Genomic DNA, 24674 nt, shown 5'->3' with positions numbered 1-24674 from the left:
GGAGAGGGAGACACCACCATGTCCAGGCTGCGAACCATCGCCCGGCGCGGCCGGCGCACGCTCATCGGCGCCGCGCTCGCGCTGACCGTGGTCGCCGGCACCGGCGGCTGGGCGGCCGGCACCGCACAGCACGCCGTCACGGGTCCGGCGCCCGGCGCCGCCGCCTGGCGCGCCGACCACTCGCTCGGCATCCGGCTGCCGGACCCGGCGACCGCCCGCCCCGCCGAGGTCGCCCGCTTCTTCGCCGCGCTGACCGACGGGCAGCGGCGAGCGCTGGTGGCCCGGCATCCGCTCACCGTCGGCAACCTCGACGGCGTGCCCCCGGCCGTGCGGTACGCGGCCAACTCCCGTGCGCTGGCCGCCGAGCGGGACCGCCAGCGGGCCCGGGCCGCCGATCCGGCCGGCACCCGCGAGGACCGCCGGCGGGCCGGGAAGGCGGCCGCCCGCTGCGCCTCGCTCCTCTCCCCCGGCCGGCACATCCTCGCCTTCGACCCCCGCGGCCGCGGCCAAGTGGCCGAGGTGTACGGCGACTTGGCGGCGGCCGAGCGCACCGCCGTGATCGTGCCCGGCTCGGACATCGACCTGGGGTCCTTCGACCGCGCGCGGGACCCGTACGGCACGCCGGCCGGGATGGCCGCGTCGCTGCGGACCCGGCTGGCCGCCGAGGCGCCCGGGACCCGTACCGCGGTCGTCGCCTGGGCCGGGTACACCACACCGGTCGGGGTCGGCCCGGACGCCATGACCGGGCGGCTCGCCGAGGCGGGGGCGCCCCGGCTGGCCCGCTTCCTGTCCGGCCTGGCCGCCGTCGGCGCCCCGGCCCCGGCGGTGCTGTGCCACAGCTACGGCTCGGTGGTCTGCGGGCTGGCCGTGGCGCGTCCGGACGGTGGCCGCCTCGCCGACCTGGTCCTCTTCGGCTCCCCCGGAGTCCGCCGGGACAACGTGGCCCAACTGCGCACCGCGGCCCGGGTCTGGGCGGCGCGGGACGCCTCCGACTGGATCGGCGACGTCCCGAACGTCGAGCTGTTCGGCCTCGGGCACGGCACCGACCCCACCGACCCCGCCTTCGGCGCCCGCCGGGTCTCCGCCGCCCGCGCCGTGGGCCACACCGGCTACCTCGCCCCCGGTACGGACTCCCTCCGCAGCTTCGCGGCCATCGTGCTGGGCCGCTACGGCGCCGTGCGCTGACGCCGGGCCGGGCCGCCGGACCGGCTCCGCCTCACCGGCCGCCGGACGCCCGCGCTCCGCCGCTCCTCACCCTCTCGGCCCTCTCACTCAAGGACGCCTCATGGCTCTCGCCCTCCCCACGCCTCTCAGAGACGCCGTCCGCACGACGGTCCGCGCCATCGAGGACCGCACGCCCGCGGACCGCGACCGCGCCCTCGACGGGCTGCGCGCGCTGGCGCTGCTCGCGGTGCCCGCCGGCCACTGGCTGGTCGGGGGCTTCACCCGCGACGCCGACGGCGCACTCCACAACAGCAGCGTGCTGACCGCCGTCGGCGCGCTCGCGCCCGCCAGTTGGGTGCTGCAGATGCTCGGCATCTTCTTCCTGGTCGGCGGCCACGCGTCGGTGCGCTCGCTGCGGCGCGCCGGCGAGCGGGGCGAGCCCGTCCGGGCCTGGCTGCGCGGCCGGATCGTCCGGCTGGGCCGCCCGGTGCTCGGGGTGACGGCCGTCTGGGCGATGCTGCTGCCCGTCCTGTACGGCCTGGGGGTGCCGGAGGCGACGCTGCGGACCGGGGCGACGCTGGTGATCCAGCCGCTGTGGTTCGTCGGCGTGTACGCGGCGGTCACCGCACTGACCCCGTACTGCCTGCGGGCCGCGCGGCGGTGGGGCGTCGGGGCCGCGGCGCCGCTGGCGGCGGCCGTGGCGGCGGTGGACTTCCTGCGCTACGGGCCGTTCGCCGAGGCCGTGCCGGCCTGGCTCGGCCTGCTCAACCTCCTGCCCGGCTGGCTGTTCGCCTATCAGCTCGGGGTGTCCTGGGGCGAGCGGCGGCTCGGCCGGCGCGCCGCCTGGACGCTGCTGCTCGGGGGCGCCGCCCTGTTCGCGGCCCTGCTGCTGTTCTTCCACTACCCGGCGAGCATGGTCGGCGTCCCCGGCCAGGACCGGACGAACTCCCACCCACCGTCGCTGCTGGTCGTGGCGCTGGCCGCGGCCCAGTCCGGCGCCGCCGTCCTGCTCCGGGACCGGCTCGCCCGGCTGCTGCGCCGGCCCGCCCTGTGGGCACCGGTCACCGTCGTCAACCTCTCGGCCATGACGGTCCTGTGCTGGCACCAGACGGCGCTGCTCTCGGCGGCCGTGCCCGCGTCCTTCCTGGGCGAGGTGCCCGGGCTGACCGCGTCCCCCGACACCGCCGCCTGGCTCCTCACCCGGCTCGCCTGGCTGCCGGTGTTCGCCGCGGCGCTGCTCCTGATCGGCCGCACCACCCGTCGCTTCGAGGCGCCCTGGACCGGTGTCACCGGCGCCCGCCGGGCGGCCGCGGCGCTCCTGGCCGCCGGGTTCGCCGTCTTCGCGCTGCGGCTGGCGTGAGCACCCGGCCGGCGCGGCACGGCCGGGTCCCGAGGGGGCGGGGCGCCACGCGGCCCCGCCCCGTGCGCCCTACGACCGTCCCTGCGAGGTGTGCGACATGTCCGCGTACCGCGCCCCCGCGACCTGCCCGGCGATCGGCTCCAGCAGCGCCAGGTCCTGCTCGCTCAGCCGGATCCGGGTGGCCGAGGTGTTCTCCTCGACGCGGCTGCGCTTACGGGTGCCGGGGATCGGCACGACGGCGACCCCGCGGACCGCGGCCTGCTGCTGCACCCAGGCCAGCGCGACCTGGCCCGGCGTCGCGCCATGGGCGTCGGCGATCGTGCGGACCGGCTCCAGCAGCGCGGCGTTGGCGGCGGCGTTGTCGCCGGTGAAGCGGGGCTGCGTGCGCCGGAAGTCGCCCTCCGTCAGCTCCTTGTCGGCGCTGACGAACGCACCGGTGAGGAAGCCCCGGCCGAGCGGCGAGTACGGGACGACGCCGACCCCGAGCTCGGCCGCGGCCTGCACCACACCGTCCTCGATGTCCCGGCTGAACAGCGACCACTCGGACTGCAGGGCCGCGATCGGGTGCACGGCGTGCGCCGCGCGCAGCTCGGCGGCGGTCACCTCGCTCAGCCCCAGGTGCTTGACCTTGCCCTCGGCCACCAGCTCGGCCATCGCGCCGACCGATTCCTCGATCGGGACGTTCACGTCGCGCCGGTGCATGTAGTACAGGTCGATCTCGTCGACGCCCAGGCGCTCGAGGCTGCCCTCGACGGCCTGCCGGATGTAGGGCCGGTCGTTGCGGATGACGCGCTTGGTCGGGTCGGCCGGGTGGTCCGGGTCGGGGGAGATCGCGAACTTGGTGGCCACCACGACCTCGTCGCGGTGCGCCTGGATGAACGGGGCGATGAACTTCTCGTTCTCCCCCCTGCCGTACATGTCGGCGGTGTCGAAGAGCGTCACGCCCAGTTCCCGGGCCCGCTCCAGCGTGGCCCGCGCCTCGTCGGCGTCCGTCGGGCCGTAGGCGAAGCTCATGCCCATGCAGCCGAGGCCCTGCACCCCGACCCGCGGCCCGCCGGTGCCCAGCCCGACCGTCTCGATCTTGTCGCTACCCATGAGACCTCAGAACCTCTCGGACGCCCGTCGGGCGTCGGCATAGATGTCGATCTTGTAGTCGAGTACGTCCAGCGTGCTCTGCAGCTCGGCGATCCGCTGCCGTACGTCCTCGCGGTGCGCGGTCAGCAGGTCCTCGCGCTCGGCGAAGGTGTGCTCCCCGCCCCGCACCAGCTCGGCGTAGCGGACCATGTCCGCGACCGGCATGCCGGTCAGCCGCAGCTTGGTCACCAGGCTCAGCCAGTCCAGGTCGCGGTTGCTGAAGCGCCGCTGCCCGGTGTGGGTGCGGTCCACGTGCGGCATCAGGCCGATGCGCTCGTACCAGCGCAGGGTGTGCGCGCTGAGCCCGGTGTGCTCCGCCACCTCGCTGATCGTGTACTGGTCCCGGCCGGCGGGCCGCGGGTGCGCGAGTTCGGTGCCGCAGCCGCGCGGCCTCGTCGGCAGCCTCCCGGCCACTGCCGGGCTCATATCCTTTTCGCGCTGTGTGACCGTCATGCCCCGTTCTCCCCTGTATCGCCGGATGTACCCCGGCTCTCGCGCCGGATGTCCTCGACGTGCCCAACGCTAGAGACTTCGAGTGCACTCCAAGCAAGAGCGGATCACGGGCGGACTTGACCGGGATTTGAGGAGCCACGGCCCTCCCGGCGGGGGCGGACCGGACACCGCCTAGGCTCGTGGGCATGCAGAGCCTGCGGATGATCGAGAACTGGCCGGTGCCCACCGCTGCGGCCGCCGTCGTACGAGCCGATGGGTCGGTGGCCGGATCCTACGGCCCCCAGGACCACCGCTTCCCGCTGGCGTCGGTCACCAAGCCGCTGGCCGCGTACGCCGCCCTGCTGGCCGTCGAGGAGGGCGCCGTCGAGCTGGACGAGCCGGCCGGGCCCGAGGGGTCCACGGTCCGTCACCTCCTCGCCCACACATCGGGGCTGGCCTTCGACGAGCAGCGCACGATGGCCGAGCCCGGCACCCGCAGGCTCTACTCCAACACCGGTTTCGAGGCGCTGGGCGATCACCTCGCCAAGGCGACGGACATCCCCTTCCCGCAGTACCTGCACGAGGCGGTGCTCGCCCCGCTCGGGATGACCGCGACGGAGCTGCCCGGCTCGCCCGCCAAGGACGGCGTGTCCACCGTCGCCGACCTGGTCCGGTTCGCCGCGGAGCTGCAGGCGCCGCGGCTGCTCGCGCCGGAGACGCTCGCGGAGGCCACGCAGGTGGCGTTCCCCGGTCTGACGGGTGTGCTGCCGGGCTACGGCCACCAGAAGCCCAACGACTGGGGGCTGGGCTTCGAGATCCGCGACGGCAAGTCGCCGCACTGGACGGGCAGCGCGTCCTCGCCCCGCACCTTCGGGCACTTCGGGCAGTCCGGGACGTTCCTGTGGGTGGACCCGGACGCCGGCGCGGCGTGTGTGGCGCTGGCCGACCGGGCCTTCGGACCCTGGGCGATCGAGGCCTGGCCGCCGCTGACCGACGCGGTGCTCGCCGAACTGGCGCAGTCGGCCTGACGGCGCGGCACGGCCCGGACGGCGCGCCCGGCGCGGGAAGCCGCCGCGCCCCCGGGCCGCGTGCCGGTCTCACCCGTACGCCGGCTCCGCCCCCATCTCCCACACCAGGCACTCCGACGCGGTCAGCCCCCGCAGCTCCAGCCCCGCCCCGTCGCTGATCCGCGCCTCGTCACCGGCCTCCAGGCGCTCCTCGCCGAGCCGTACGGCGCCGCGCACCACATGCACATACGCGCGGGCGGCGTCCGGGACCGCGGTGCGCTCGCCCTCGGCGAGGCGGCGCAGATGCAGCAGCGCCCCGGCCCGGGCGACCGCGTACGGGGTGCCGTCGGCGATGCCGCGCACCACCTCGTACGACGGCTCGCCGCCGAACGCGAGCGGCGCCAGCCACATCTGGACGAAGCGCAGTGGTCCCGTGCCGTCGTTGCGCTCCACATGCCGTACGCCGCCGGCCGAGCTGAGCCGCTGGAGATCACCGGGGCGCACCGTGGTCTCGTGGCCGGCCGAGTCGCGGTGGGTGAGCTCGCCCTCGACCACCCAGGTCACGATCTCCGTGTCGCGGTGCGGGTGCTCGTCGAATCCGGCGCCGGCCGCCAAGCGCTCCTCGTTGCAGGCGATCAGCGCGCCGAAGCGCAGATTGTCCGGGTCGAAGTGGGGCCCGAAGGAGAACGCGTGCAGCGACGCGATCCCGGCCTCCGCGTCCCCGCCCGGATACCGTTCATGGCCTCTCCGCACCTGAATCATGGGCCCACCGTAGCCCCGCCCCCGCACCCTCCCGCCCCGATAGTGCAGGCTTGTCCCGTGTCTGAACCCGCATCGCGCGACGCGCACCCGCACTCCGCCACCCTCCGGCGCCTGGAGAACTCCTCCGGCAAACTGGCGGCCGCGGCCATCGCCCGCATGGACGCCACCTTGCCGTGGTACCGCGCGATGCCCCCGGAGAACCGCTCCTGGATCGGCCTGGTGGCACAGGCCGGTATCGCCGCGTTCACCGAGTGGTTCCGGCACCCGGAGACCCCGCAGGCGATCAGCACCGACGTCTTCGGCACGGCGCCGCGCGAGCTGACCCGGGCGATCACCCTGCGACAGACCGTGGAGATGGTCCGCACCACGATCGAGGTCATGGAGACCGCGATCGACGAGGTCGCGGCCCCGGGCGACGAGTCCGTGCTGCGCGAGGCGCTGCTGGTCTACGCCCGGGAGATCGCCTTCGCCACCGCCCAGGTCTACGCCCAGGCCGCCGAGGCCCGTGGCGCGTGGGACGCCCGGCTGGAGTCGCTGGTGGTCAACGCGGTGCTGTCGGGCGAGGCGGACGAGGGCGCGGTCTCCCGCGCCGCGGCGCTGGGCTGGAACTCCCCCGAGCATGTGTGCGTGGTGCTGGGCACCGCCCCGGACGGGGACAGCGAACTGACCGTGGAGGCGATCCGGCGGGCCGCCCGGCACGCCAAGCTCCAGGTGCTGACCGGGGTGCTGGGCTCCCGCCTGGTGGTGATCGCGGGCGGCTCGGACAATCCGCTGAAGGCCGCGAAGGCGCTGATCGGGCCGTATGCCGCCGGTGCCGTGGTGGCCGGCCCGGTGGTCTCCGACCTGCTGGCCGCGACCCGCTCGGCGCAGGCCGCCGCGGCCGGTCTGCGGGCGTGTGCCGCCTGGCCCGACGCGCCGCGGCCGGTACTCGCCGACGATCTCCTGCCGGAGCGCGCGATGGCCTCGGACCCGGTCGCCCGCGAGCAGCTGGTGGAGGAGATCTACAGACCGCTGGAGGAAGCGGGATCGGCACTTCTGGAGACGCTGAGCGTTTACCTGGAACAGGCGAGCAGCCTGGAGGGTGCCGCCCGGATGCTCTTCGTGCACCCCAACACCGTGCGCTATCGGCTCCGACGTGTGACCGACGTCACCGGCTGGTCACCCTCCGACGTGCGCTCGGCGTTCACCCTCCGTATCGCGTTGATTCTGGGGCGTCTGGCTGACGGTGAGGCACAACCCTAGACTTTTGTCGGACACCAACAATTCCCCCGATGGTTCTTGGTCCCTGTCCCCACGGGCGGCCGGAACCACCCACAAGAGAGAGTGTGAGGGTGCTCGTACTCGTCGCTCCCGGCCAAGGCGCTCAGACGCCCGGCTTCCTGACCCCCTGGCTCGACCTCCCCGGTGTCGAGGACCGGCTCCGTGCCTGGTCGGACGCCATCGACCTGGACCTGGTCCACTACGGCACCAAGGCGGACGAGGAGGAGATCCGCGACACGGCGGTGGCGCAGCCGCTGCTGGTGGCCTCCGCCCTCATCTCCGCCCGGCAGCTGTTCCCCGCGGCCGACGACGTCGCCGCGCAGGTCGGCGCGACAGCCGGCCACAGCGTCGGTGAACTGGCCGCCGCCGCGCTGGCCGGCACGGTCTCCGACGAGGCCGCGATGAAGCTGGTGCGCCGGCGCGGCCTGGCGATGGCCGAGGCCGCCGCGGTCACCGAGACCGGAATGGCCGCCCTCCTGGGTGGTGACGAGGCCGTCGTCATCCCGCATCTGGAGCAGTTGGGCCTGACCCCGGCCAATGTGAACGGCGCAGGCCAGATCGTCGCCGCCGGCACCGCCGAGCAGATTGCCGCTCTGGTCGAGAACAAGCCGGAGGGCACTCGCCGGGTCGTACCGCTGAAGGTGGCCGGCGCGTTCCATACTCACCACATGGCACCCGCTGTCTCGGCCCTGGAATCGGCGACCACCCAGCTGTCGGTCGCCGATCCGCACACGCGCTACGTCTCCAACAAGGACGGCCGGCCGGTCTCCTCCGGCCAGGAACTGGTGCAGCGGCTGGTCGGCCAGGTGGCCAACCCCGTGCGCTGGGACCTGTGCATGGAGACCTTCAAGGAGCTCGGTGTCACCGCGCTCATCGAGGCGGCTCCCGGTGGCACGCTCACCGGCCTGGCCAAGCGCGCCCTGCCCGGCGTGCGGACCCTCGCCCTCAAGACGCCCGACGACCTCGACGCGGCCCGCACGCTGATCGCCGGACACGCCGACAACGCTGCACCGGCCGAATAGGAGTCCGAAGCGCATGACCTCGAAGATCAAGCCCTCCAAGGGCGCCCCGTACGCACGGATCATGGGTGTGGGCGGCTACCGCCCGACCCGTGTCGTGCCCAACGAGGAGATCCTCAAGCACATCGACTCGTCCGACGAGTGGATCCGCTCGCGGTCCGGCATCGCGACCCGCCACTGGGCGAGCCCCGAGGAGACCGTCGCGACGATGTCGGTCGAGGCGTCGGGCAAGGCCATCGCCGACGCGGGCATCACGCCCGAGCAGATCGGCGCCGTGATCGTCTCCACCGTTTCGCACTTCAAGCAGACCCCGGCCATCGCGACCGAGATCGCGCACCGCATCGGTGCCGGCAAGCCGGCCGCGTTCGACATCTCGGCGGGCTGTGCGGGCTTCGGCTACGGCCTGACGCTGGCCAAGGGCCTGGTGACCGAGGGCTCGGCGGAGTACGTCCTGGTCCTCGGCGTCGAACGGCTCTCGGACCTGACCGACCTGGAGGACCGCGCGACGGCCTTCCTCTTCGGCGACGGCGCCGGCGCCGTGATCGTCGGCCCGGCGACCGAGCCCGCGATCGGCCCGACCGTCTGGGGCTCGGAGGGCGACAAGTCCGAGACCATCAAGCAGACCCTCGGCTGGGACGTCTACCGTCCCACCCCGCTCCCCGGAGGGGACGCCCCCGAGGGCCGCCCGGCTCCGGAGGAGATCCGGTACCCCGCCATCACCCAGGAGGGCCAGTCGGTCTTCCGGTGGGCGGTGTTCGAGATGGCGAAGGTCGCCCAGCAGGCGCTGGACGCGGCCGGCGTCAGCCCGGACGACCTGGACGTCTTCATCCCGCACCAGGCCAACATGCGGATCATCGACTCGATGGTGAAGACTCTGAAGCTGCCGGAGAGCGTGACGGTCGCCCGCGACGTGGAGACCACCGGCAACACCTCGGCAGCCTCCATTCCGCTCGCCATGGAGCGGCTGTTGGCGACCGGGCAGGCCAAGAGCGGCGACACCGCGCTGGTCATCGGCTTCGGGGCGGGTCTCGTCTACGCCGCGACGGTCGTTACCCTCCCCTAGGCAAGATCTGCGCAGGGCCGTACGTCCCCGGACGTGTCGGCCGTCGCACGGATCCTCACCGCAAGTAACGCAGTTTCCCCATAAAATGACCGAAGGAGCGCCATCATGGCCGCCACTCAGGAAGAGATCGTTGCCGGTCTCGCCGAGATCGTGAACGAGATCGCCGGGATCCCCACCGAGGACGTCCAGGTGGACAAGTCCTTCACCGACGACCTGGACGTCGACTCGCTGTCCATGGTCGAGGTCGTCGTCGCCGCCGAAGAGCGCTTCGACGTGAAGATCCCGGACGACGACGTCAAGAACCTCAAGACGGTCGGCGACGCGACCGACTACATCCTCAAGCACCAGAGCTGATCCAGCTCCCGCGCATGTCGCCACCCCGCGGTGGCGCCGTCGATTCAGACCCCTCTACCCGTGGAGTAAGAATTCCCGTGAACGCGACCAATCGCACCGTGGTCGTCACCGGTATCGGCGCAACCACACCGCTGGGTGGCGACAGCGCTTCGACCTGGGAGGCCATGCTCGCCGGACGTTCCGGTGTCGGCCTTCTCGAACAGGACTGGGCGGCCGAGCTGCCCGTCCGCATCGCCGGCCAGATCGCCGTGGAGCCCACCGAGATCCTGCCGCGCCCGCAGGCCCGCAAGCTGGACCGCTCGGCGCAGTTCGCGCTCGTCGCGGCCCAGGAGGCCTGGAAGGACGCCGGCTTCACCGCCAAGGCGGGCGAGGACGCCTCGGTCAACCCCGACCGGCTCGGCGCCGTCATCGCCTCCGGCATCGGCGGTGTGACGACCCTGCTCGACCAGTACGACGTGCTCAAGGAGAAGGGCGTACGCCGCGTCTCCCCGCACACCGTGCCGATGCTGATGCCCAACTCGCCGTCCGCCAACGTCGGCATCGAGTTCAACGCCCGTGCCGGTGTGCACACGCCGGTCTCGGCGTGCGCGTCGGGCGCGGAGGCCATCGGCTACGCGATCGAGATGATCCGCTCCGGCCGCGCCGACGTCGTCGTCGCGGGCGGCACCGAGGCGGCCATCCACCCGCTGCCGATCGTCGCGTTCGGCAACATGATGGCGATGTCCAAGAACAACGACGACCCGCAGGGCGCCTCCCGCCCCTGGGACGTCGACCGCAACGGCTTCGTGCTCGGCGAGGGCGCGGGCGTGATCGTCCTGGAGTCCGAGGAGCACGCCAGGGCCCGCGGCGCGACGATCTACGCGGAGGCCGTCGGCCAGGGCATCTCCTCCGACGCCCACCACATCACCCAGCCCGAGCCCTCCGGCAACGGCATCGCGGCGGCGCTGCAGAACCTCCTCGACAACACCGACCTCGAGCCCGCCGAGATCGTGCACGTCAACGCGCACGCGACCTCGACGCCGGCCGGTGACGTCGGTGAGCTGAGGGCGCTGCGCAAGGCCTTCGGCGACGACGTCGACCACATGGCCGTCACCAGCACCAAGTCGATGACCGGTCACCTCCTCGGCGGCGCCGGCGGTATCGAGACGGTGGCCACGGTCCTCGCGCTCAAGAACCGCGTCGCCCCGCCGACGATCAACATCGACAACCTCGACCCCGAGGCGCAGGCGGACATCGTGCGCGGCGAGCCGCGTGCGCTGCCCGAGGGCCGGATCGCGGCCCTGAACGACTCGTTCGGCTTCGGCGGCCACAACGTGGTCCTGGCCTTCCGCACGGTCTGACACACGGCACACGAGGGGCCCGCCCGGTGACTGTCACCGGGCGGGCCCCTCGTGTGTCTCAGCCCTCGAAGGCGGCGAAGTACGCGGCGCTGGCGTCCTTTTCGCCGTGGCCCTGCCGCTCGGCCCGGCGCAGGCGCTCCGCTGCCGCCGCCGCCAGATCCATCCGTACGCCGAAGTCCGCGGCGGCCTCCAGGATGAGCCGGGCGTCCTTGCGGGCCGCGGACACCGTGAAGCTCGGCGGGTAGGTCCCGGACAGGATCACCTCGGATTTCAGCCGGAGATACGGCATGTCGAGCGCCCCGCCGGCGACCGCGTCGAGGAAGGTGCGCGGGTCCACACCGAGCGCCCCGGCGAGCGCGAGGGACTCACCCGTACCGTTGATGACCGTCAGCACCCAGTTGTTGACGACGAGCTTGAGACGGCTGGCGGCCCCGCCCGCCGCGTCCTCGCCCGCCCACAGGGTCCGGCTCCCGACGATGCCGAAAACGCGCTCGGCGCGCTCCCTGACCTCCGGGGCTGCGGCCGCCAGGATCGTCAAGTCCCCCTTCTCCGCGGGCGCCTTGGTGCCCAGTACGGGGGCGTCCACGAACCGCAGGCCGTGCTCGTCGGCGAACCGGGCGAGCTGCGGGAGGGCTTCGATGCCGACCGTGCTGGTCTGGAGCCACAGGGCGCCGGGCGCCAGCGCGTCCGCGGCCTGCCGCATCGCGTGCAGGACGGCCTCGCCGTCCAGGAGCATCGTGAGGACCACCTCGGCGCCCTCCACCGCCTCGGCGGGGGTGCCGGTGACCCGGACGCCGTCGGCGGCCAGCGGCTCGGCCCTGGCGCGCGTACGGTTCCAGGCGCGGACGTCGAGGCCCGCCGCGGCGAGGTTGCGGGCCATCGCGGCACCCATGATTCCGGTGCCGAGCACCGCTACTGACGGGGCGTCGGAAAGGTTGTTGTCGGCCATGACGGCACGCTAGGCCGTGGAGCGCGCTCCACGGCAACCGCCGCGGCGTGTCGGGACGGCTCCCCCGCCCTAGACGACCTGGTGGAGCCAGCGGACCGGGGCGCCCTCACCCGCGTAGCGGAACGGCTCCAGTTCGTCGTCCCAGGGCTTGCCGAGGAGCTTGTCGACCTCGGCGGCCAGCTCGGTCTCGCCGCGCGCGGCGCGGGCGGCGGCGGCGCGCAGCCGGTCCTCGGGGATGAGGATGTCGCCGTGGATGCCCGTGACGGCGTGGAAGATGCCCAGGTCGGGGGTGGAGCTGTAGCGCTCGCCCTCGGCGGTGGCACAGGGCTCCGCGGTCACTTCGAAGCGCAGCAGGTGCCAGCCGCGCAGCGCGGAGGCCAGCTTGGAGGCCGTGCCCGCCTCCCCCTGCCACGAGAACTCGGCTCTCCAGGTGCCCGGGGACGCCGGCTGGCGGATCCAGTCGAGGTTGACGCGCACACCGAGGACGCCCGCGGCGGCCCATTCGACGTGCGGGCACAGCGCGCGCGGAGCGGAGTGGACGTACAGAACTCCACGTGTCGTCACCGGGACCTCCAGTGCGGTTCGAGGTTCGCCTTCCCCAGCGGCCTCGTGCCCGTTCCGGTTGCGGCCGGGACAGTTGTCATTCTGCCCCAGTGATCACTTCGGCACCAGCATGCTGGTGACCTACAGTAAACACCATTAGGCGGAATTTGCCGCAAATGGGACAGGAAATGACGTGATGTAATTTGTCTGTGCCGACTGCACTTGCCACTTTGGGTCACCGCCCGGCAGGCACGGGGCAAAGCTACCGCGCGGTGCCGGTCGAGCGGGTGACGTACCGTCGGTACCCGAAGAGATATCACTCGCACGCCGGAGGGGACAGGGGATGACGCGCATCGATCGGCCTGTTCGCCCCCGGCGCATCCGCTTCGGCCCCCGCTCCTCACGCACCGTCGCCGTCGCGTCCGCCCTGGTCATCACGCTCACCGCCTGTAGCGCCGACGGCTGCTCGGGTCACCGCCCCGGCAAGCCCGCCAAGCCGGCGCCCGTGTGGCACACCGACCCCGGCTCGATCGCGGCGCTCGGCGACTCCATCACCGTCGGGTTCGACGCCTGTACGCTCCTGTCCGACTGCCCGCAGGTCTCCTGGGCCACCGGCACCGACCCCAAGGTCGACAGCCTGGCCCGACGGCTGGTCAAGCGGCCCGCCACGCACAGCTGGAACTTCGCCCGAACCGGTGCGCTGATGCGCGATCTGCCGGACCAGATCACCGCCGCCGTCGCCCGCAGGCCCGAGCTGGTCACGGTCCTGATCGGCGCCAACGACGCCTGCCGGCGCGACGTCGGCGCGATGACGCCGAAGGCCGCCTTCCGCGCCGACTTCGCACGGTCCATGAAGCGTCTGCGCAAGGCCCTGCCGCACACCCAGGTGTATGTGGCGGCGGTCCCCGACCTGCTGCGGCTGTGGTCCGAGGGGCGCAAGAACCCGCTCGGCAAACAGGTGTGGAAGCTGGGCATCTGCGGGTCCATGCTGCGCGATCCGGACGATCTGACGAAGGCGGCGCAGGACCGCAGGGCGGCGGTGCGCGAGCAGGTGGTGGCCTACAACTCGGCGCTGGCGGAGGTCTGCGGCAAGGATCCGCTGTGCCGCTTCGACAAGTCGGTCTTCGACTACCGCTTCTCCGGCCGCGAGTTGAGCACCTGGGACTGGTTCCACCCGGGCGCCCGCGGCCAGAAGGAGCTGGCGGCGCTGGCGTTCCGCACGGTCACCCGGGCGCGCCCGTAGGCCCGTCCGCCGCGTCATCCGCACGCGCCGGGACCGTGCCGACGCCGCCGGCACCTGCGCGCGGGCCCGGGACGACGGACGACCGGCGGCGGGCATAGGCTCACACGCATGACGACGCAGGTCAGCAGGGAACCCTTCGGCACGCTGGACGACGGCACCGGTGTCGACCGCTGGACCCTGGAGTCGGGACCGGGCGGACTGCGGGTGCGCATCCTCACGTACGGCGGGATCGTCCAGACGGTGGAGGCGCCGGACCGGGACGGGACGCGGGGGCAGCTGGCGCTGGGGTTCGCCGACCTCGCGTCGTACGCCGCGCACGGCGGGTCGTACTTCGGCGCGCTGGTCGGGCGCTATGCGAACCGGATCGCCGGGGCGTCCTTCACGCTCGACGGCCGGGCCCGCACGCTGACGCCGAACGACGGCCGCCACAGTCTGCACGGCGGGCCGGGCGGCTTCTCGCGGGTGGTGTGGGACGCCCGGGAGGTCGACGGCGGTGTGGAGCTGCACCGCGTCAGCCCGGACGGCGAGGAGGGCTTTCCGGGCGCCCTGGACGTCCGCGTGACGTACACGCTCACCGACGGCGGCGCGCTGCGCGTCGTCTCGTGCGCGACGGCCGACGCGCCGACCGTCGTCAACCTCACCCAGCACACCTACCTCAACCTGGGCGGCGACGGCAGCGGCAGCGCCGCCGGCCATGAACTGCGGCTGGCCGCCGCCCGGTACACGCCCGTCGACGACACCGGCATCCCGCTGCCCGGTGCGCCCGCCGAGGTCGCCGGTACCCGCTTCGACTTCCGGGCGGCACGCGCGGTGGCGGGCGCCTACGACCACAACTTCGCGCTGGACGGCGGGGTGCGCGCCGCGCCGCGTACGGTCGCGGAGCTGTACGACCCGCGCTCGGGCCGCTTCCTGGAACTGTCCACCACCGAGCCCGGCCTGCAGCTCTACACCGCGGAACATCTCGACGGCACCCTGACCGGCACCTCTGGCGTCCCCTACGGGCGGGCGGCCGGACTCGCCCTGGAAACCCAGCACTTCCCGGACTCCCCGAACCGGCCGGACTACCCCACGACGGTGCTGCGGCCCGGCGAGAGCTACCGGTCCGAGACCGTGTACGCGTTCTCGGTGCGGCCGCGGAGTGCGGGACACCCTTAAGGGCACAGGGCGGACAGGGTCATCCTGTGCGGCGACGCGCGGGAGCGGCGGAGAAGCAACGATGAGCAGTGACCGGATCCCCGGTCCTTCGACCGCCACCTGCCCCGGGAGACCCCACACCATGGCCCGCCGCCTCCGCGTTCCCCTTCTCGTGCTCTCCGGCGTGGCGTTGACCGCGCTGACGGCCGGCTGCTCGCTGTCGGGCTACGGCCCGTCGAAGGAGGCCCAGCGGACGTACACCGTGCACGACAAGGTCACCGCCCTCTCCGCGACGACGCACGGCGGGGACATCGAGATCGTGCCGGTGGACGCCGGCGGCTCGGTCAAGGTGACGGAGAAGTACGTGTACAACGAGAGCAAGCCCACCCCCGCGCACAGCGTCAAGGACGGCCGGCTGACGCTCGAGGCCGAGGACTGCGGCATGGGGCGCAGGTGCGAGGTGGGCTACCGGGTCCTGCTGCCGCGCAACGCCTCGGTCGAACTGCGCACCAGCGGCGGGGACATCACCGTTCACGGCGCAGCGGGCGGGATCACCGCGGAGACCAGCGGCGGCGACATCAGCGTCGCGGACTCCGCGGCCCGCACGGCGACGGCGCGGACCAGCGGCGGAGACGTGGACCTCGCGCTGTCCGCGGCACCCGACAAGGTGTCGGGCCGGACCAGCGGCGGCGATGTCACCATCCGCCTCCCGAAGGGCTCGTACGCGGTGGACGCCTCGACCAGCGGCGGCGACCGCAAGGTCTCCGTCCCGACGGACGAGGACTCCGCGCACGAGGTGACGGCGCGATCGAGTGGCGGTGATGTGTCGGTGGTTCGCTCATGAGGGGGCACCGGGGGCGTCCGCGCGCGGGAGCGCCCCCGTTCCCGGCCGCGTCAGCCGACGGTGACCTCCGCCGCCAGCCTGCGGTCCTCGACGCTGCGCGCCGCCTCGACGCGGTAGACGCCCTTGACCCGGCGCCAGCCGCCGCCCTCCGCCGCTCCGCCCTGCTCCTCGTCCCAGACCGCGAACGCCCGGTCCGGCAGCGGGATCTCGGCCTCGGCGCTCTCCCCCGGACCGGCCTCGACGACGGCGAAGCCGGCCAGCCAGCGGGCCGGGCGCTCCGGAGCGTCCGGGGCGGCGTCCGCGGTGGGCGCCAGGTAGATCTGGACGACCTCGCGGCCGGGCCGGTCCCCCGCGTTGCGGACCCGCACCCGCACCGAGTCGGGCGTGGTGTCCAGCGACTCGTACTCCCAGTCGGTGTAGCCGAGCCCGTGGCCGAAGGGGTACGCGGGCGCGGTGGCGGACCGCTGCCAGGCGCGGTAGCCGATGTACACCCCTTCGGAGTAGGCGAGTTGACCGCCGGCGGGGGTGACGTCGGTGACCGGGGCGTCGGCGAGCCGGGCCGGCCAGGTGGTGGGGAGCCGCCCGCCCGGCTCATGGGCACCGAGCAGGACGTCGGCGAGCGCCGCACCGGCCTCCTGGCCCGGGAACCAGCTCAGCAGCACGGCGGGGACCCGCGTGCGCCACGGAAGCTCCACCGGGGAACCGGAGTTGACGACCACGACCGTGTGCGGGTTGGCGGCGGCGACCCGGGTGACCAGCTCGTCCTGGCGGCCGGGCAGTCGCAGGTCGGCGCGGTCGAAGCCCTCGGACTCGACCTCGTCGGTGGTGGCGACGACCACCACCGCGACGTCGGCGCCGGCCGCGGCGCGGACCGCCTCCTCGATCTCCGCGTCGGCGTCGGGCCGCGGTTCGCCGTGACCGAGGGCGAAGTTCAGCCCGGCGAGGCCGTCGCCCAGGTCCGGGCCGCCGGGCACGAACCGCAGGCTGACCGCCACGCTCCCGCCCGCCGTCAGCTGTGCCGTCACCCTCTGCTCGACGGGGCGCAGGAACGCCTCGAAGGGGTCGCTGCCCCCGGGCGCGCACCGGCCGTCGAAGAGGACCGCGCCGCCGACGGTCAGCCGCAGCTCGCCGGTGCCGGAGACCGCGAAGGTGTGGCCGCCGGTGTGCCGCGGGGTGAAGCTGCCGGTCAGCTCGACGGCGCCCAGGTTCTGCCGGGTGACGCCCTCGGGGAAGCGCCCCATCAGCCGCACCCTGCCGTCCGACTGCGGCTCCTCCGCGAGCACGTGTCCGTCGGCGGCCAGGTAGCGGGCGCGCAGCGTGAAGCCCTCGCGGGCGTGCGGGAGCCGGGTGCGCGGCTCCGCGCCGGCCGCGAAGGCGACCTCGACGTCGTCGGGGAGCGCGGCGCGCAGCCCCTCCAGGGGAGAGGTCACCGTGCCGGGGAAGACGGTCGCGGAGCCGCCGCCGAGCACCCGCGCGTCGCGGGCGGCCGCCCCGATGACGGCGACCTTGCGGACGGCCGTGGGATCGACCGGCAGCGCCCGCCGTCCGCCGTCCACCGGCTCGTTGCGCAGCAGGACACACGCCCGCCGGGCGATCTCGCGGGCCACCGCCCGGCCGTCGATCCCCTGCGGGACGGCGGCCGGATCGACCGCGGCGGGCACTCCTTCCAGGCATCCGGTGCGGGCGGCGAGCAGCAGCACCCTGCGCACCGCGTCGTCCACCTCCGACTCGGCCACCTCACCCGCACGGACGACCTCGGCGAGCGGCGCGCCGTAGACCGTACGGGGCCCGGGCATCGCCACGTCCAAGCCGCCCCGCAGCGCCCGCACGGTGTCGCGGGCGGCCGTCCAGTCGGAGACATTGACGCCGTCGAAGCCCCATTCGCCGCGGAGCACGCCCTGTACGAGAGCGCGGTGTTCGGTCATCGTCAGGCCGTTGACCCGGTTGTAGGCGGTCATCACGCCCCAGGGGCGGGCGTGTTCGACGAGGTGCTCGAAGGGCGCGAGATAGAGCTCGCGCAGTGGGCGCGGGGCGATGCGGTTGTCGACCGTGAACCGGTCGGTCTCCGCGTCGTTGCCGACGAAGTGCTTGACCGTCGTACCGACGCCGCCCTCCTGCACACCGCGCACATACCCGGCGCCGATCACGCCGGTGAGCAGCGGGTCCTCGGCATAACACTCGAAGTGGCGGCCGCCCAGGGGCGAGCGGTGGAGGTTGACGGTCGGCGCGAGGAGGACGTGCACGCCCTTGCGGCGGGCCTCCTGGGCGAGGAGGTGGCCGGCCCTGCGGGCGAGCGCGGGGTCCCAGGTGGCGGCCAGCGCGGTGGGGCTGGGCAGCGCGACCGAGGGGTCCTCGGCGTCCCAGTCCGGGCCCCGCACCCCGACCGGGCCGTCCGACATCACCAGCGAGCGCAGCCCGATCGCGGGCACGGCCGGCAGGGTCCAGGTGTCCTGGCCGGACAGCAGCCGGGCCTTGGTGTCGAGGTCGAGTGCGGCGAGCGCCCGCTCCACCACCGCGGTGTAGTCGTGCACGCCGCCGGGGGCGCGGTGGTGGGTGTCGGCATCGGCGAGGTCGTGGGGCTGGGCGTCGGTCATGTGGTTCTCCGGTGCTCCATGAGTGGTCGTGCGGGCCCCCCTTCCGGGATTCTCGCCGCCCCACCTCCTAGGCGGTAGGCGCCGTTACTTTTCCGTTACACCAGCCGTACGGGATCTCCACGGGAGGGTTACGCTCGGCCGGTGACTGCACCAGACCAGGACGGATCCCGCCACGACGGCGGGGCGGGCGGCCGGCGGAGCGGCGGCGGGCGGGAGGCCCGGAGCGCCGAGCGGCGCGAGGCCATCCTGCAGGCCGCCATGGAGCTCATCGCCGAACGCGGCTACCGCCGTACCTCACTCGCCGCCGTCGCCGAGCGCGCCGGCCTGACCCAGCAGGGGCTGCTGCACCACTTCCCGACGAAGGAGCAGTTGCTGGTCAGCGTGCTGGAGGCGCGCGACCGCTGGGACCTGGCCTGGTCCGTCGCGGCGTCCGGCGCCTGGCGCACCGACGCCCTCGCCCAGATCGTCGACTACAACGCCACCCGCCCCGGCATCGTCCGGACCTACACGGTGCTGTCCGCCGACAGCGTCACCGAGGACCACCCCGCCCGCGACTTCTTCGAAGCCCGCTTCCGCGCCGTACGGGCCGCGATGGCCGAGATCCTGCGCGCCGAGTGCGGCGACGCCCTGCCCGGCGGCCTGACCCCGGAACGAGCGGCGCCCCTGCTGGCCGCCGTGATGGACGGCCTGCAACTCCAGTGGCTCCTGGACCCGGAGGAGGTCGACATGCCGGCCGCGTTCCGGGACTTCCTGGCGCTGCTGGGGCGGGCGGAAGGGCAGGGCGGCGGCGCCGGATCCGGTGAGGAGCCGGGCGCGGAGTGATCCTCCCGGCGCCTCTACCGGGCGGGGGAAAGACAGGAAATCGTCGCCTTGTCCGGGCTGTACTCGGGACCGGCGAGCAGGTCACCGCCGGCGCAGTGGTCCTTCGAGGTGTCGAGCCTGCGGGTCACCTTGTACTCCGCGTCGGCCGAACCGCAGTCCACGACCTCCAGGTCCTCGTCCTTCCAGTCCCCTTCGTTGCGTACACAGTCCCCCACGGCGAGCGTGGGCGCCTTCCCGATACCGGTCCCGTCGACGAACGCGCCGAATACGACCAGGGCCGGGATCGCCACCACCACGAGGGCCATGGGCAGCAGGAACAGCAACGCCTCCGGCCGGCGCAGCAGGGACTTGCCCGGATCGAGCGGGGGCCGGAAGCCGCCCACGGGGGCGGCCAGTTTGCGGAAGCGGCCCCGGGGGCCGAGGTTCATCAACAGGGTGAGCGGGGTGATCGCCACGGACAGCGGGCTCCACCAGCCCTGCCACAGCGTCTTCGCGGACATCTCACGGTAGGTGGCCAGCCCGCAGGAGCGGCAGAACACGCCGCCGCGGCTGAGGAACCGCATCAGGAGGAGCAGGCCCTGGTGCCCGCGCACGGTGGCCTGCACGGCCGGCTGCGCACCGCAGAACTGGCAGCCCGGGCCACCGGCGAACGGCTGCGGGTGCGGGTGCTGCTGCGGGTGCTGCTGGGCGTACGGGTACGGGTGTTGAGCCGGGGCCGGGTATCCCGGCGGTGGGGCGTACGGGCTGGCGGGCGGGTACGGGTGGGCACCGGGCGGCTGGTGCGGGGCGGCACCGGCGGGCTGCTGCGCGTAGGGCCCCGCCGGGTAGGGCCCTGCGGGCGGGTGGGCATGCGGGTACGGGCCGTGCGGCGGTGGCGGGGTGGCCACGGAGAGTCCCCCTGAGTCTCGTGGAAATCGCCGGACGCGGTGGCGGACCGGGCCCGGCCGAACCAGAAACCCTATCCGCGGCCGGTCGGCGGGTGAGGGGCAGGGCCCGGGGCACGTTCGAGGACCCCTACCGCCCCGCCGCGCGCACCGCTTTACTCGCCCCCATGAGACGCATACGTACCAGGATGGGCGCGCTCGGCGCCGCGCTGCTGGCCGTCGCCCCGCTGTCCCTGACGGCGCCGTCCGCCGCGGCCGCCCCGGCGGATGTGACGGTGGAGGAGGGGCGCCTGACGCAGGCCGCGCCGCAGGAGATCCTGCGGCGCAGTGGATTCGACGCGGCGGAGCGGGAGTTCGGGCGCGGGCTGGCGCGGGTGACCAGCTACGGGGAGGCCCGGCGCCATGTCGCGGAGCAGGGGCGGGCGCTGTGGCGGCGGGCCGTGGACCGGGCGCAGGGACGCGGGCCCGACGGCGGTGACCTGAGCCGGGACGACGACCGGCCGCTGTACTGGGCGCGATTGGGAATGACCAGGCAACTACGGCAGTGGCAGCCGGCCTTCGGGCTGACGGAGTCCGAGCGCGGCGCCCTCCTCGGGTCGCTGGAGCGCGGCTCGCGCGGCCAGGAGTCGGTCGAACTGCCCGCGGACAAAGGCGTCCTGCGGATCGTGGTGACCGGGTTCGACCCGTTCCAGCTGGACGCCGATCCGCGGCGCAGCAACCCGTCGGGGGCGGCGGCCCTCGCGCTGGACGGGACGACGGTGCGCACCGCCTCGGGGCAGCCGGCCCGGATCGAGACCGCGGTCTTCCCCGTACGGTGGGCCGATTTCGCCGACGGCACCGTGGAGCGCACCCTGCTGCCGCACTTCCGGCCCGGCCCGCGGCAGGCCGACCTGTTCACGACGATCAGCCAGGGCCGGCCCGGCCGGTTCGATGTCGAGCGGACCAACGGGGCCTGGCGGGGCGGCTATCCGGACAATGCGCGGGAGTCCCGCACGGAGACCGTGCCGATTCCGGCCGGGGTGCCGACCGTGCGGCCGCAGCCGCAGTGGACGACGACCAGCCTGCCGTACGCCCGGATCGTGGCGGCCGGGGCCGGCCCCTTCCCCGTCGTCGACCACACCGAGGTCACGGAGATCCCGGCGGGCGGCACCGGCCCGATCGACCGCCCCGACGGCCCCACTCCGGGATCGACGGCCCGCGCCGGGGGCGGCGGCGACTACCTGTCCAACGAGATCGCCTACCGCGCGACCCTGCTGAGGGACGCGGTGCGCCCGGCCCTCCCGGGCGGCCATCTCCACACCCCGGTACTGGAGTTCGGCCCCGGCAACACCGACCCGGCACACGGCCGGATCACCGACCCGGACTTCGTGCACCACCGGGTCACGATCACCGAGCAGGTACGGACGATCCTGACGGTGGCGGCCTCGGAGACGGCGGCGGCCTCGGAGACCGCGGCGGCCAGGGACGGCCGGGGCTAGAGCACTCCCGTCGGACGTCGCTGCCCCGAAGGCGGCGACCTGCTCGCCGCCTTCGGGCCGGCGAACCGGACCTGCCCAAGGCCCAGGGCAGGCAGCGGGCACGTTCGCCGGCGCGTCGCAGCGCCGAACGGCAGGCCCGGGCCGCCGGATGGCCTTCGCTTGCCGTGCCGTACGGCAGTGCAGAGCCGCCCGGGTGCGGCCACGGTCCGGCAGCGGCCCGACGGCACATGGCCCTCCCCCGCTCCCCCGCCGCCGGGACGCCGCTGCCGCCGGTTCCCTGACCCCGCCGGCCCGGGGGCGCGCGCCGGGCCGCGGCCGACGCCTCCGCGAGGGTGTCCTCGCGGCGGGACGGCCCCACCCCTAGGCGCCGATCACACCTGGCGCCGAAGGGGGCCGCCAGTCCGGTGACCGGCCGAGGACGGCGAGGATCTGCTCCAGGGTGCCCGCGTGGTGGTCCGCGGACAGTCCCGGTCGGAAGGCGCTGTCCGGGGCCAGGCGGGAGTCGTCGTCCGGGACGGCGCGGGCGATCGGCAGGGCGACCCGGAGGAGTTCGGGGGCGGGTGCGTACGGGCGGCCCAGGGTGCGGGCGACGTCCCAGCCGTGCACCAGGTAGTCGATGAGGTGGAAGCCGATGGCGCGGGCGGCGGGAAAGGTCCGCGTGCGGCTGAACTCGGGGAGGGCCAGCCGGCGGTCGGGGCGGTCCACGGTCGCGAAGGCGGCGATGACGTGTTCGGCCGCGGCGCGGTACTGCGCGACGGGGTCCGCGCCGAGCGGCCCGACCGTCCAGTGCGACAGATCCTGTCCGCGCCCGAGCGCCGCCGCCGCGAACCCATGGTGCTGGGCCGTCATATGGGCGAGCAGATCGGCCAGCGTCCACGCCGCGCAGGGGGTTGGTCTGAGCAGATCGTCGGGGGTCATCCGGCGCACCGGCGTCACGCTGTCCCGGACCGCGCGGGCATGGAGGCGCCGGAGCCGTGCGAAGTCCGCGGACGGTGGGGGCGTGCTCTCGCTCTCCGTATTCGTAGGCATGCGCTTACGATCTACGCGAGCACATGATGTGTCAACAGGTATTTTCTTGACCATGGCCGAGAACGCAGCCGACAGCGGCACCACATCCCGAGGGCGGCCGGCCCGTCCCGATCTGGCGGCGATGATCGTGCCCCTGGGGCGTGCGCTCATGGCGGCCGAGCAGCCGGTCCTCGACGCGCACGGTCTGACGATGTGGGCGTACTCGGTGCTGCTGCACCTCGACGAGACACCGATCCGCACCCAAGCGGCACTGGCCGAGGCCATCCGGGCGGACAAGACCCGCATCATCGCCGTCCTCGACGACCTGGAGTCGAGGAAGCTGATCCGCCGCCGGCCGGACCCCGAGGACCGGCGTGTGCGCCTGCTGTCGCTCACCGCCGAGGGCCGGCGGCTGCGGGACGCCACGCAGACCGCGATCCAGCAGGGCGAGGAGCGGCTGCTCGCCCACCTGCCGGCCGCCGACCGCGCCGGCTTCCTCAAGGGACTGCGGGCCTTGTCCGCACTGCCGGAACTGCGGCGGTGACGCGGCGCGTCGGCGTCGCGGTGCCTTGCGCCGGCTCCCCGGCCTCCTGCCCCCTTGGGGCCCTGGCGTGTTGACGTGCCGGCTTGCTGACGTCCTGGCTCGTTGACGTCCTCGTCCGAGCCGGCGCCGGACACCTCCGGGCATCATGGGTGAATGATCATTGCTGCCGCACAGTTCCTTCCGGTACCGGGCGATATCGAGGCCAATGCCGCGCGGATGGCCACGCTTCTCACCGGGGCCGCGACGCGCGGGGCGGGGCTGGTGGTCTTCTCCGAACTGGCGCTGACGCACTACGACCTGGACCTGATAGCCGCCGACCCGACGGGCCTGACGGTCACGGAGGACGACGCCCGGCTGGCCCCCGTACGCGAGGCGTGCCGGGAGACGGGGGTCGCGGCGGTGGTGAACGCGGCGGGCCGCGGTGCCGCCGGCGGGGGCCGCCCGACGATCTCCTCGTTCGTCTTCGGACCGGACGGCGCCCTGCTCACCCGTTACGACAAGACCCATCTGTTCGGGGACGGAGGAGAGGGCGAGAGCGCCCTCTTCGCGCCGGGCTCCGCCGACGGCCGCTTCACCCTGGGCGGGATCCGGTTCGCGCTCGCGACCTGCTTCGACAACAGCTTCCCCGAGGTGCCGGCGCGGGCCGCGGCGGACGGGTGCCGGGTGTACCTCGCCAGCTCCTTCCACGACTCGGCGCAGCGGGTAGCGCAGTACGGGCACCTGGCGCGCGCACACGGACTGCAGGTGCTGCTCGCCAATGGCACGGGGACCGGACGCTCTGCTTCGGGGTGCGGTCTCAGCGGCGCCTGGCTGCCGTCCGGCGAGCGGGTGGCGGCGGCTGCCGAGTGGACCGGGGCGGTGCCCGGCGACGGTGCGGAGCTGGTGCTGAGCGATGTCCGCGACCGGATCACGCTGATGGGGGACCCGGCGGTGGCGGCGATGCCCGTGCGGGAGTGCGGCGAACCGCTGCTGGACGTGCGGACCGCGGCGCCCGCACTGCTGGTGGCCGCGGCCTGCGAGGACCCGCGGGGCGCCTTCGCGCGGCTGCGCGCGGGGGTGCTGCAGCGGCTGCTCGCGGCGCAGGAGGTACTGCCGGACGGGCTGCGGCTCCAGATCGTCGAGGGCTACCGGCCGCCGGAACTGCAGCGCCGTTACTTCGAGGGGTACGCGGACGAACTGCGCGCCGCGCACCCCGACTGGGAGGCGGGGCGGATCCACCGGGCCGCCAGCCGCTATGTGTCGCCGCCCGCGATCGCCCCGCACAGCGCGGGCGGCGCGGTGGATCTCACCCTCGTCACCGCGGAGGGCGAGGAGGTCGACATGGGGACACCGATCGATGCGTCCCCGGAGGAGAGCGACGGCGCCTGCTACACGGCCGCGCCGGGTCTGACGCCCGCCGCCCGCGCCAACCGGCGGGTGCTGAACTCCGCGCTGCACTCCGCGGGGCTGGTCAACTACCCGACCGAGTGGTGGCACTGGTCCTACGGCGACCGCTACTGGGCGCTGGCCACCGGCGCGGACCACGCGTTGTACGGGCCGCGGGAGTGGGACGGGCGATGAGGCCGGACGCCGGGCGCACAACGGCCCTGTGGCCTGCGTCAGAGCGGCAGGACGACCCGCATGTCGAGGCCGCCGCCCTCACGGGGCACCGCCGTGATCGTGCCGTCATGCGCCCGCACCACCGACCGCACGATCGACAACCCCAGCCCCACACCCTTGTCACTGCCGGTCCGCTC

General features: G+C 74.0%; 24 protein-coding genes. 15 read left to right on the top strand and 9 right to left on the bottom strand.

The window, feature by feature from the left end:
- Positions 1-18 precede the first annotated feature (18 nt).
- Positions 19-1185, top strand: coding sequence for an alpha/beta hydrolase (locus AB0411_RS32700; protein WP_366420903.1), 1167 nt, complete (start codon positions 19-21; stop codon positions 1183-1185).
- Between the two features lie 100 nt (positions 1186-1285).
- Positions 1286-2524 carry an acyltransferase family protein gene (locus AB0411_RS32695; protein WP_366420902.1) on the top strand — a complete coding sequence of 413 codons (1239 nt, stop codon included), beginning with the start codon at positions 1286-1288 and terminating at the stop codon, positions 2522-2524.
- A 69-nt stretch (positions 2525-2593) separates the two neighbouring features.
- On the opposite strand, the gene AB0411_RS32690 is transcribed toward AB0411_RS32695, so the two are convergent.
- Together AB0411_RS32690 and AB0411_RS32685 are read right to left on the bottom strand one after the other, a co-directional pair.
- Positions 2594-3619, bottom strand: coding sequence for an aldo/keto reductase (locus AB0411_RS32690; protein WP_366420901.1), 1026 nt, complete (start codon positions 3617-3619; stop codon positions 2594-2596).
- Between the two features lie 6 nt (positions 3620-3625).
- Positions 3626-4084: a MerR family transcriptional regulator gene (locus AB0411_RS32685; RefSeq protein WP_366420959.1), complete on the bottom strand. Its 459-nt coding sequence runs from the start codon at positions 4082-4084 to the stop codon at positions 3626-3628.
- A gap of 212 nt (positions 4085-4296) precedes the next feature.
- Between AB0411_RS32685 and AB0411_RS32680 the strand changes: the two genes are divergently transcribed.
- Positions 4297-5118, top strand: coding sequence for a serine hydrolase domain-containing protein (locus AB0411_RS32680; RefSeq protein ID WP_366420900.1), 822 nt, complete (start codon positions 4297-4299; stop codon positions 5116-5118).
- Positions 5119-5187: 69 nt separating this feature from the next.
- Here the strand turns inward: AB0411_RS32680 and AB0411_RS32675 are convergent, their stop codons facing one another.
- Positions 5188-5859 (bottom strand): pirin family protein, encoded by a 672-nt coding sequence (locus tag AB0411_RS32675; protein WP_366420899.1) that lies wholly within the window; start codon positions 5857-5859, stop codon positions 5188-5190.
- A gap of 57 nt (positions 5860-5916) precedes the next feature.
- Here AB0411_RS32675 and AB0411_RS32670 point away from each other — a divergent pair, with 57 nt between their 5' ends.
- From AB0411_RS32670 to fabF, 5 genes are all read left to right on the top strand, one after another.
- Positions 5917-7101: a PucR family transcriptional regulator gene (locus tag AB0411_RS32670; protein ID WP_366420898.1), complete on the top strand. Its 1185-nt coding sequence runs from the start codon at positions 5917-5919 to the stop codon at positions 7099-7101.
- An 89-nt stretch (positions 7102-7190) separates the two neighbouring features.
- Positions 7191-8141: an ACP S-malonyltransferase gene (locus AB0411_RS32665; RefSeq protein WP_366420897.1), complete on the top strand. Its 951-nt coding sequence runs from the start codon at positions 7191-7193 to the stop codon at positions 8139-8141.
- Between the two features lie 13 nt (positions 8142-8154).
- Positions 8155-9201 carry a ketoacyl-ACP synthase III gene (locus tag AB0411_RS32660; protein ID WP_366420896.1) on the top strand — a complete coding sequence of 349 codons (1047 nt, stop codon included), beginning with the start codon at positions 8155-8157 and terminating at the stop codon, positions 9199-9201.
- Positions 9202-9306: 105 nt separating this feature from the next.
- Positions 9307-9555 (top strand): acyl carrier protein, encoded by a 249-nt coding sequence (locus AB0411_RS32655; RefSeq protein WP_006605825.1) that lies wholly within the window; start codon positions 9307-9309, stop codon positions 9553-9555.
- A gap of 77 nt (positions 9556-9632) precedes the next feature.
- Positions 9633-10895 carry a beta-ketoacyl-ACP synthase II gene (fabF, locus tag AB0411_RS32650; protein WP_366420895.1) on the top strand — a complete coding sequence of 421 codons (1263 nt, stop codon included), beginning with the start codon at positions 9633-9635 and terminating at the stop codon, positions 10893-10895.
- A gap of 58 nt (positions 10896-10953) precedes the next feature.
- Here the strand turns inward: fabF and AB0411_RS32645 are convergent, their stop codons facing one another.
- Together AB0411_RS32645 and AB0411_RS32640 are read right to left on the bottom strand one after the other, a co-directional pair.
- Positions 10954-11844 carry an NAD(P)-dependent oxidoreductase gene (locus AB0411_RS32645; protein WP_366420894.1) on the bottom strand — a complete coding sequence of 297 codons (891 nt, stop codon included), beginning with the start codon at positions 11842-11844 and terminating at the stop codon, positions 10954-10956.
- Positions 11845-11913: 69 nt separating this feature from the next.
- Positions 11914-12408 (bottom strand): DUF3145 domain-containing protein, encoded by a 495-nt coding sequence (locus AB0411_RS32640; RefSeq protein WP_366420893.1) that lies wholly within the window; start codon positions 12406-12408, stop codon positions 11914-11916.
- 322 nt (positions 12409-12730) lie between these two features.
- On the opposite strand from AB0411_RS32640, the gene AB0411_RS32635 reads away from it, so the two are divergent.
- From AB0411_RS32635 to AB0411_RS32625, 3 genes are all read left to right on the top strand, one after another.
- On the top strand, positions 12731-13630 hold the full coding sequence (locus tag AB0411_RS32635) for an SGNH/GDSL hydrolase family protein (protein WP_366420892.1): 900 nt from the start codon (positions 12731-12733) through the stop codon (positions 13628-13630).
- 108 nt (positions 13631-13738) lie between these two features.
- On the top strand, positions 13739-14785 hold the full coding sequence (locus tag AB0411_RS32630; RefSeq protein ID WP_366420891.1) for an aldose epimerase family protein: 1047 nt from the start codon (positions 13739-13741) through the stop codon (positions 14783-14785).
- Positions 14786-14906: 121 nt separating this feature from the next.
- Positions 14907-15608, top strand: coding sequence for a DUF4097 family beta strand repeat-containing protein (locus AB0411_RS32625; RefSeq protein ID WP_366420890.1), 702 nt, complete (start codon positions 14907-14909; stop codon positions 15606-15608).
- 50 nt (positions 15609-15658) lie between these two features.
- Here the strand turns inward: AB0411_RS32625 and AB0411_RS32620 are convergent, their stop codons facing one another.
- On the bottom strand, positions 15659-18202 hold the full coding sequence (locus tag AB0411_RS32620; protein WP_366420889.1) for a beta-glucosidase: 2544 nt from the start codon (positions 18200-18202) through the stop codon (positions 15659-15661).
- Positions 18203-18343: 141 nt separating this feature from the next.
- On the opposite strand from AB0411_RS32620, the gene AB0411_RS32615 reads away from it, so the two are divergent.
- On the top strand, positions 18344-19024 hold the full coding sequence (locus AB0411_RS32615; protein WP_366420888.1) for a TetR/AcrR family transcriptional regulator: 681 nt from the start codon (positions 18344-18346) through the stop codon (positions 19022-19024).
- A 14-nt stretch (positions 19025-19038) separates the two neighbouring features.
- Here the strand turns inward: AB0411_RS32615 and AB0411_RS32610 are convergent, their stop codons facing one another.
- Positions 19039-19911 (bottom strand): LppU/SCO3897 family protein, encoded by an 873-nt coding sequence (locus AB0411_RS32610; protein ID WP_366420887.1) that lies wholly within the window; start codon positions 19909-19911, stop codon positions 19039-19041.
- A gap of 164 nt (positions 19912-20075) precedes the next feature.
- Here AB0411_RS32610 and AB0411_RS32605 point away from each other — a divergent pair, with 164 nt between their 5' ends.
- On the top strand, positions 20076-21386 hold the full coding sequence (locus AB0411_RS32605; protein WP_366420886.1) for a pyroglutamyl peptidase: 1311 nt from the start codon (positions 20076-20078) through the stop codon (positions 21384-21386).
- 360 nt (positions 21387-21746) lie between these two features.
- Here the strand turns inward: AB0411_RS32605 and AB0411_RS32600 are convergent, their stop codons facing one another.
- Positions 21747-22415, bottom strand: coding sequence for a TIGR03086 family metal-binding protein (locus AB0411_RS32600; protein ID WP_366420885.1), 669 nt, complete (start codon positions 22413-22415; stop codon positions 21747-21749).
- A gap of 52 nt (positions 22416-22467) precedes the next feature.
- Here AB0411_RS32600 and AB0411_RS32595 point away from each other — a divergent pair, with 52 nt between their 5' ends.
- Together AB0411_RS32595 and AB0411_RS32590 are read left to right on the top strand one after the other, a co-directional pair.
- A complete protein-coding gene (locus tag AB0411_RS32595; protein WP_366420884.1) occupies positions 22468-22938 on the top strand; it encodes a MarR family winged helix-turn-helix transcriptional regulator in 471 nt (156 codons plus the stop codon).
- Between the two features lie 153 nt (positions 22939-23091).
- Positions 23092-24498, top strand: a complete 1407-nt coding sequence (locus AB0411_RS32590) for a nitrilase-related carbon-nitrogen hydrolase (RefSeq protein ID WP_366420883.1) — start codon at positions 23092-23094, stop codon at positions 24496-24498.
- A gap of 38 nt (positions 24499-24536) precedes the next feature.
- Here the strand turns inward: AB0411_RS32590 and AB0411_RS32585 are convergent.
- Positions 24537-24674: ATP-binding protein (locus AB0411_RS32585; protein WP_366420958.1), on the bottom strand; the 138-nt coding region annotated here is incomplete at its 5' end.

This window comes from Streptomyces angustmyceticus (genome assembly GCF_040701845.1).
Taxonomy (GTDB): domain Bacteria; phylum Actinomycetota; class Actinomycetes; order Streptomycetales; family Streptomycetaceae; genus Streptomyces; species Streptomyces angustmyceticus_A.
The sequence above is the reverse complement of the archived record's forward strand: the minus strand, read 5'-3'. Positions and strand labels throughout refer to the sequence as shown.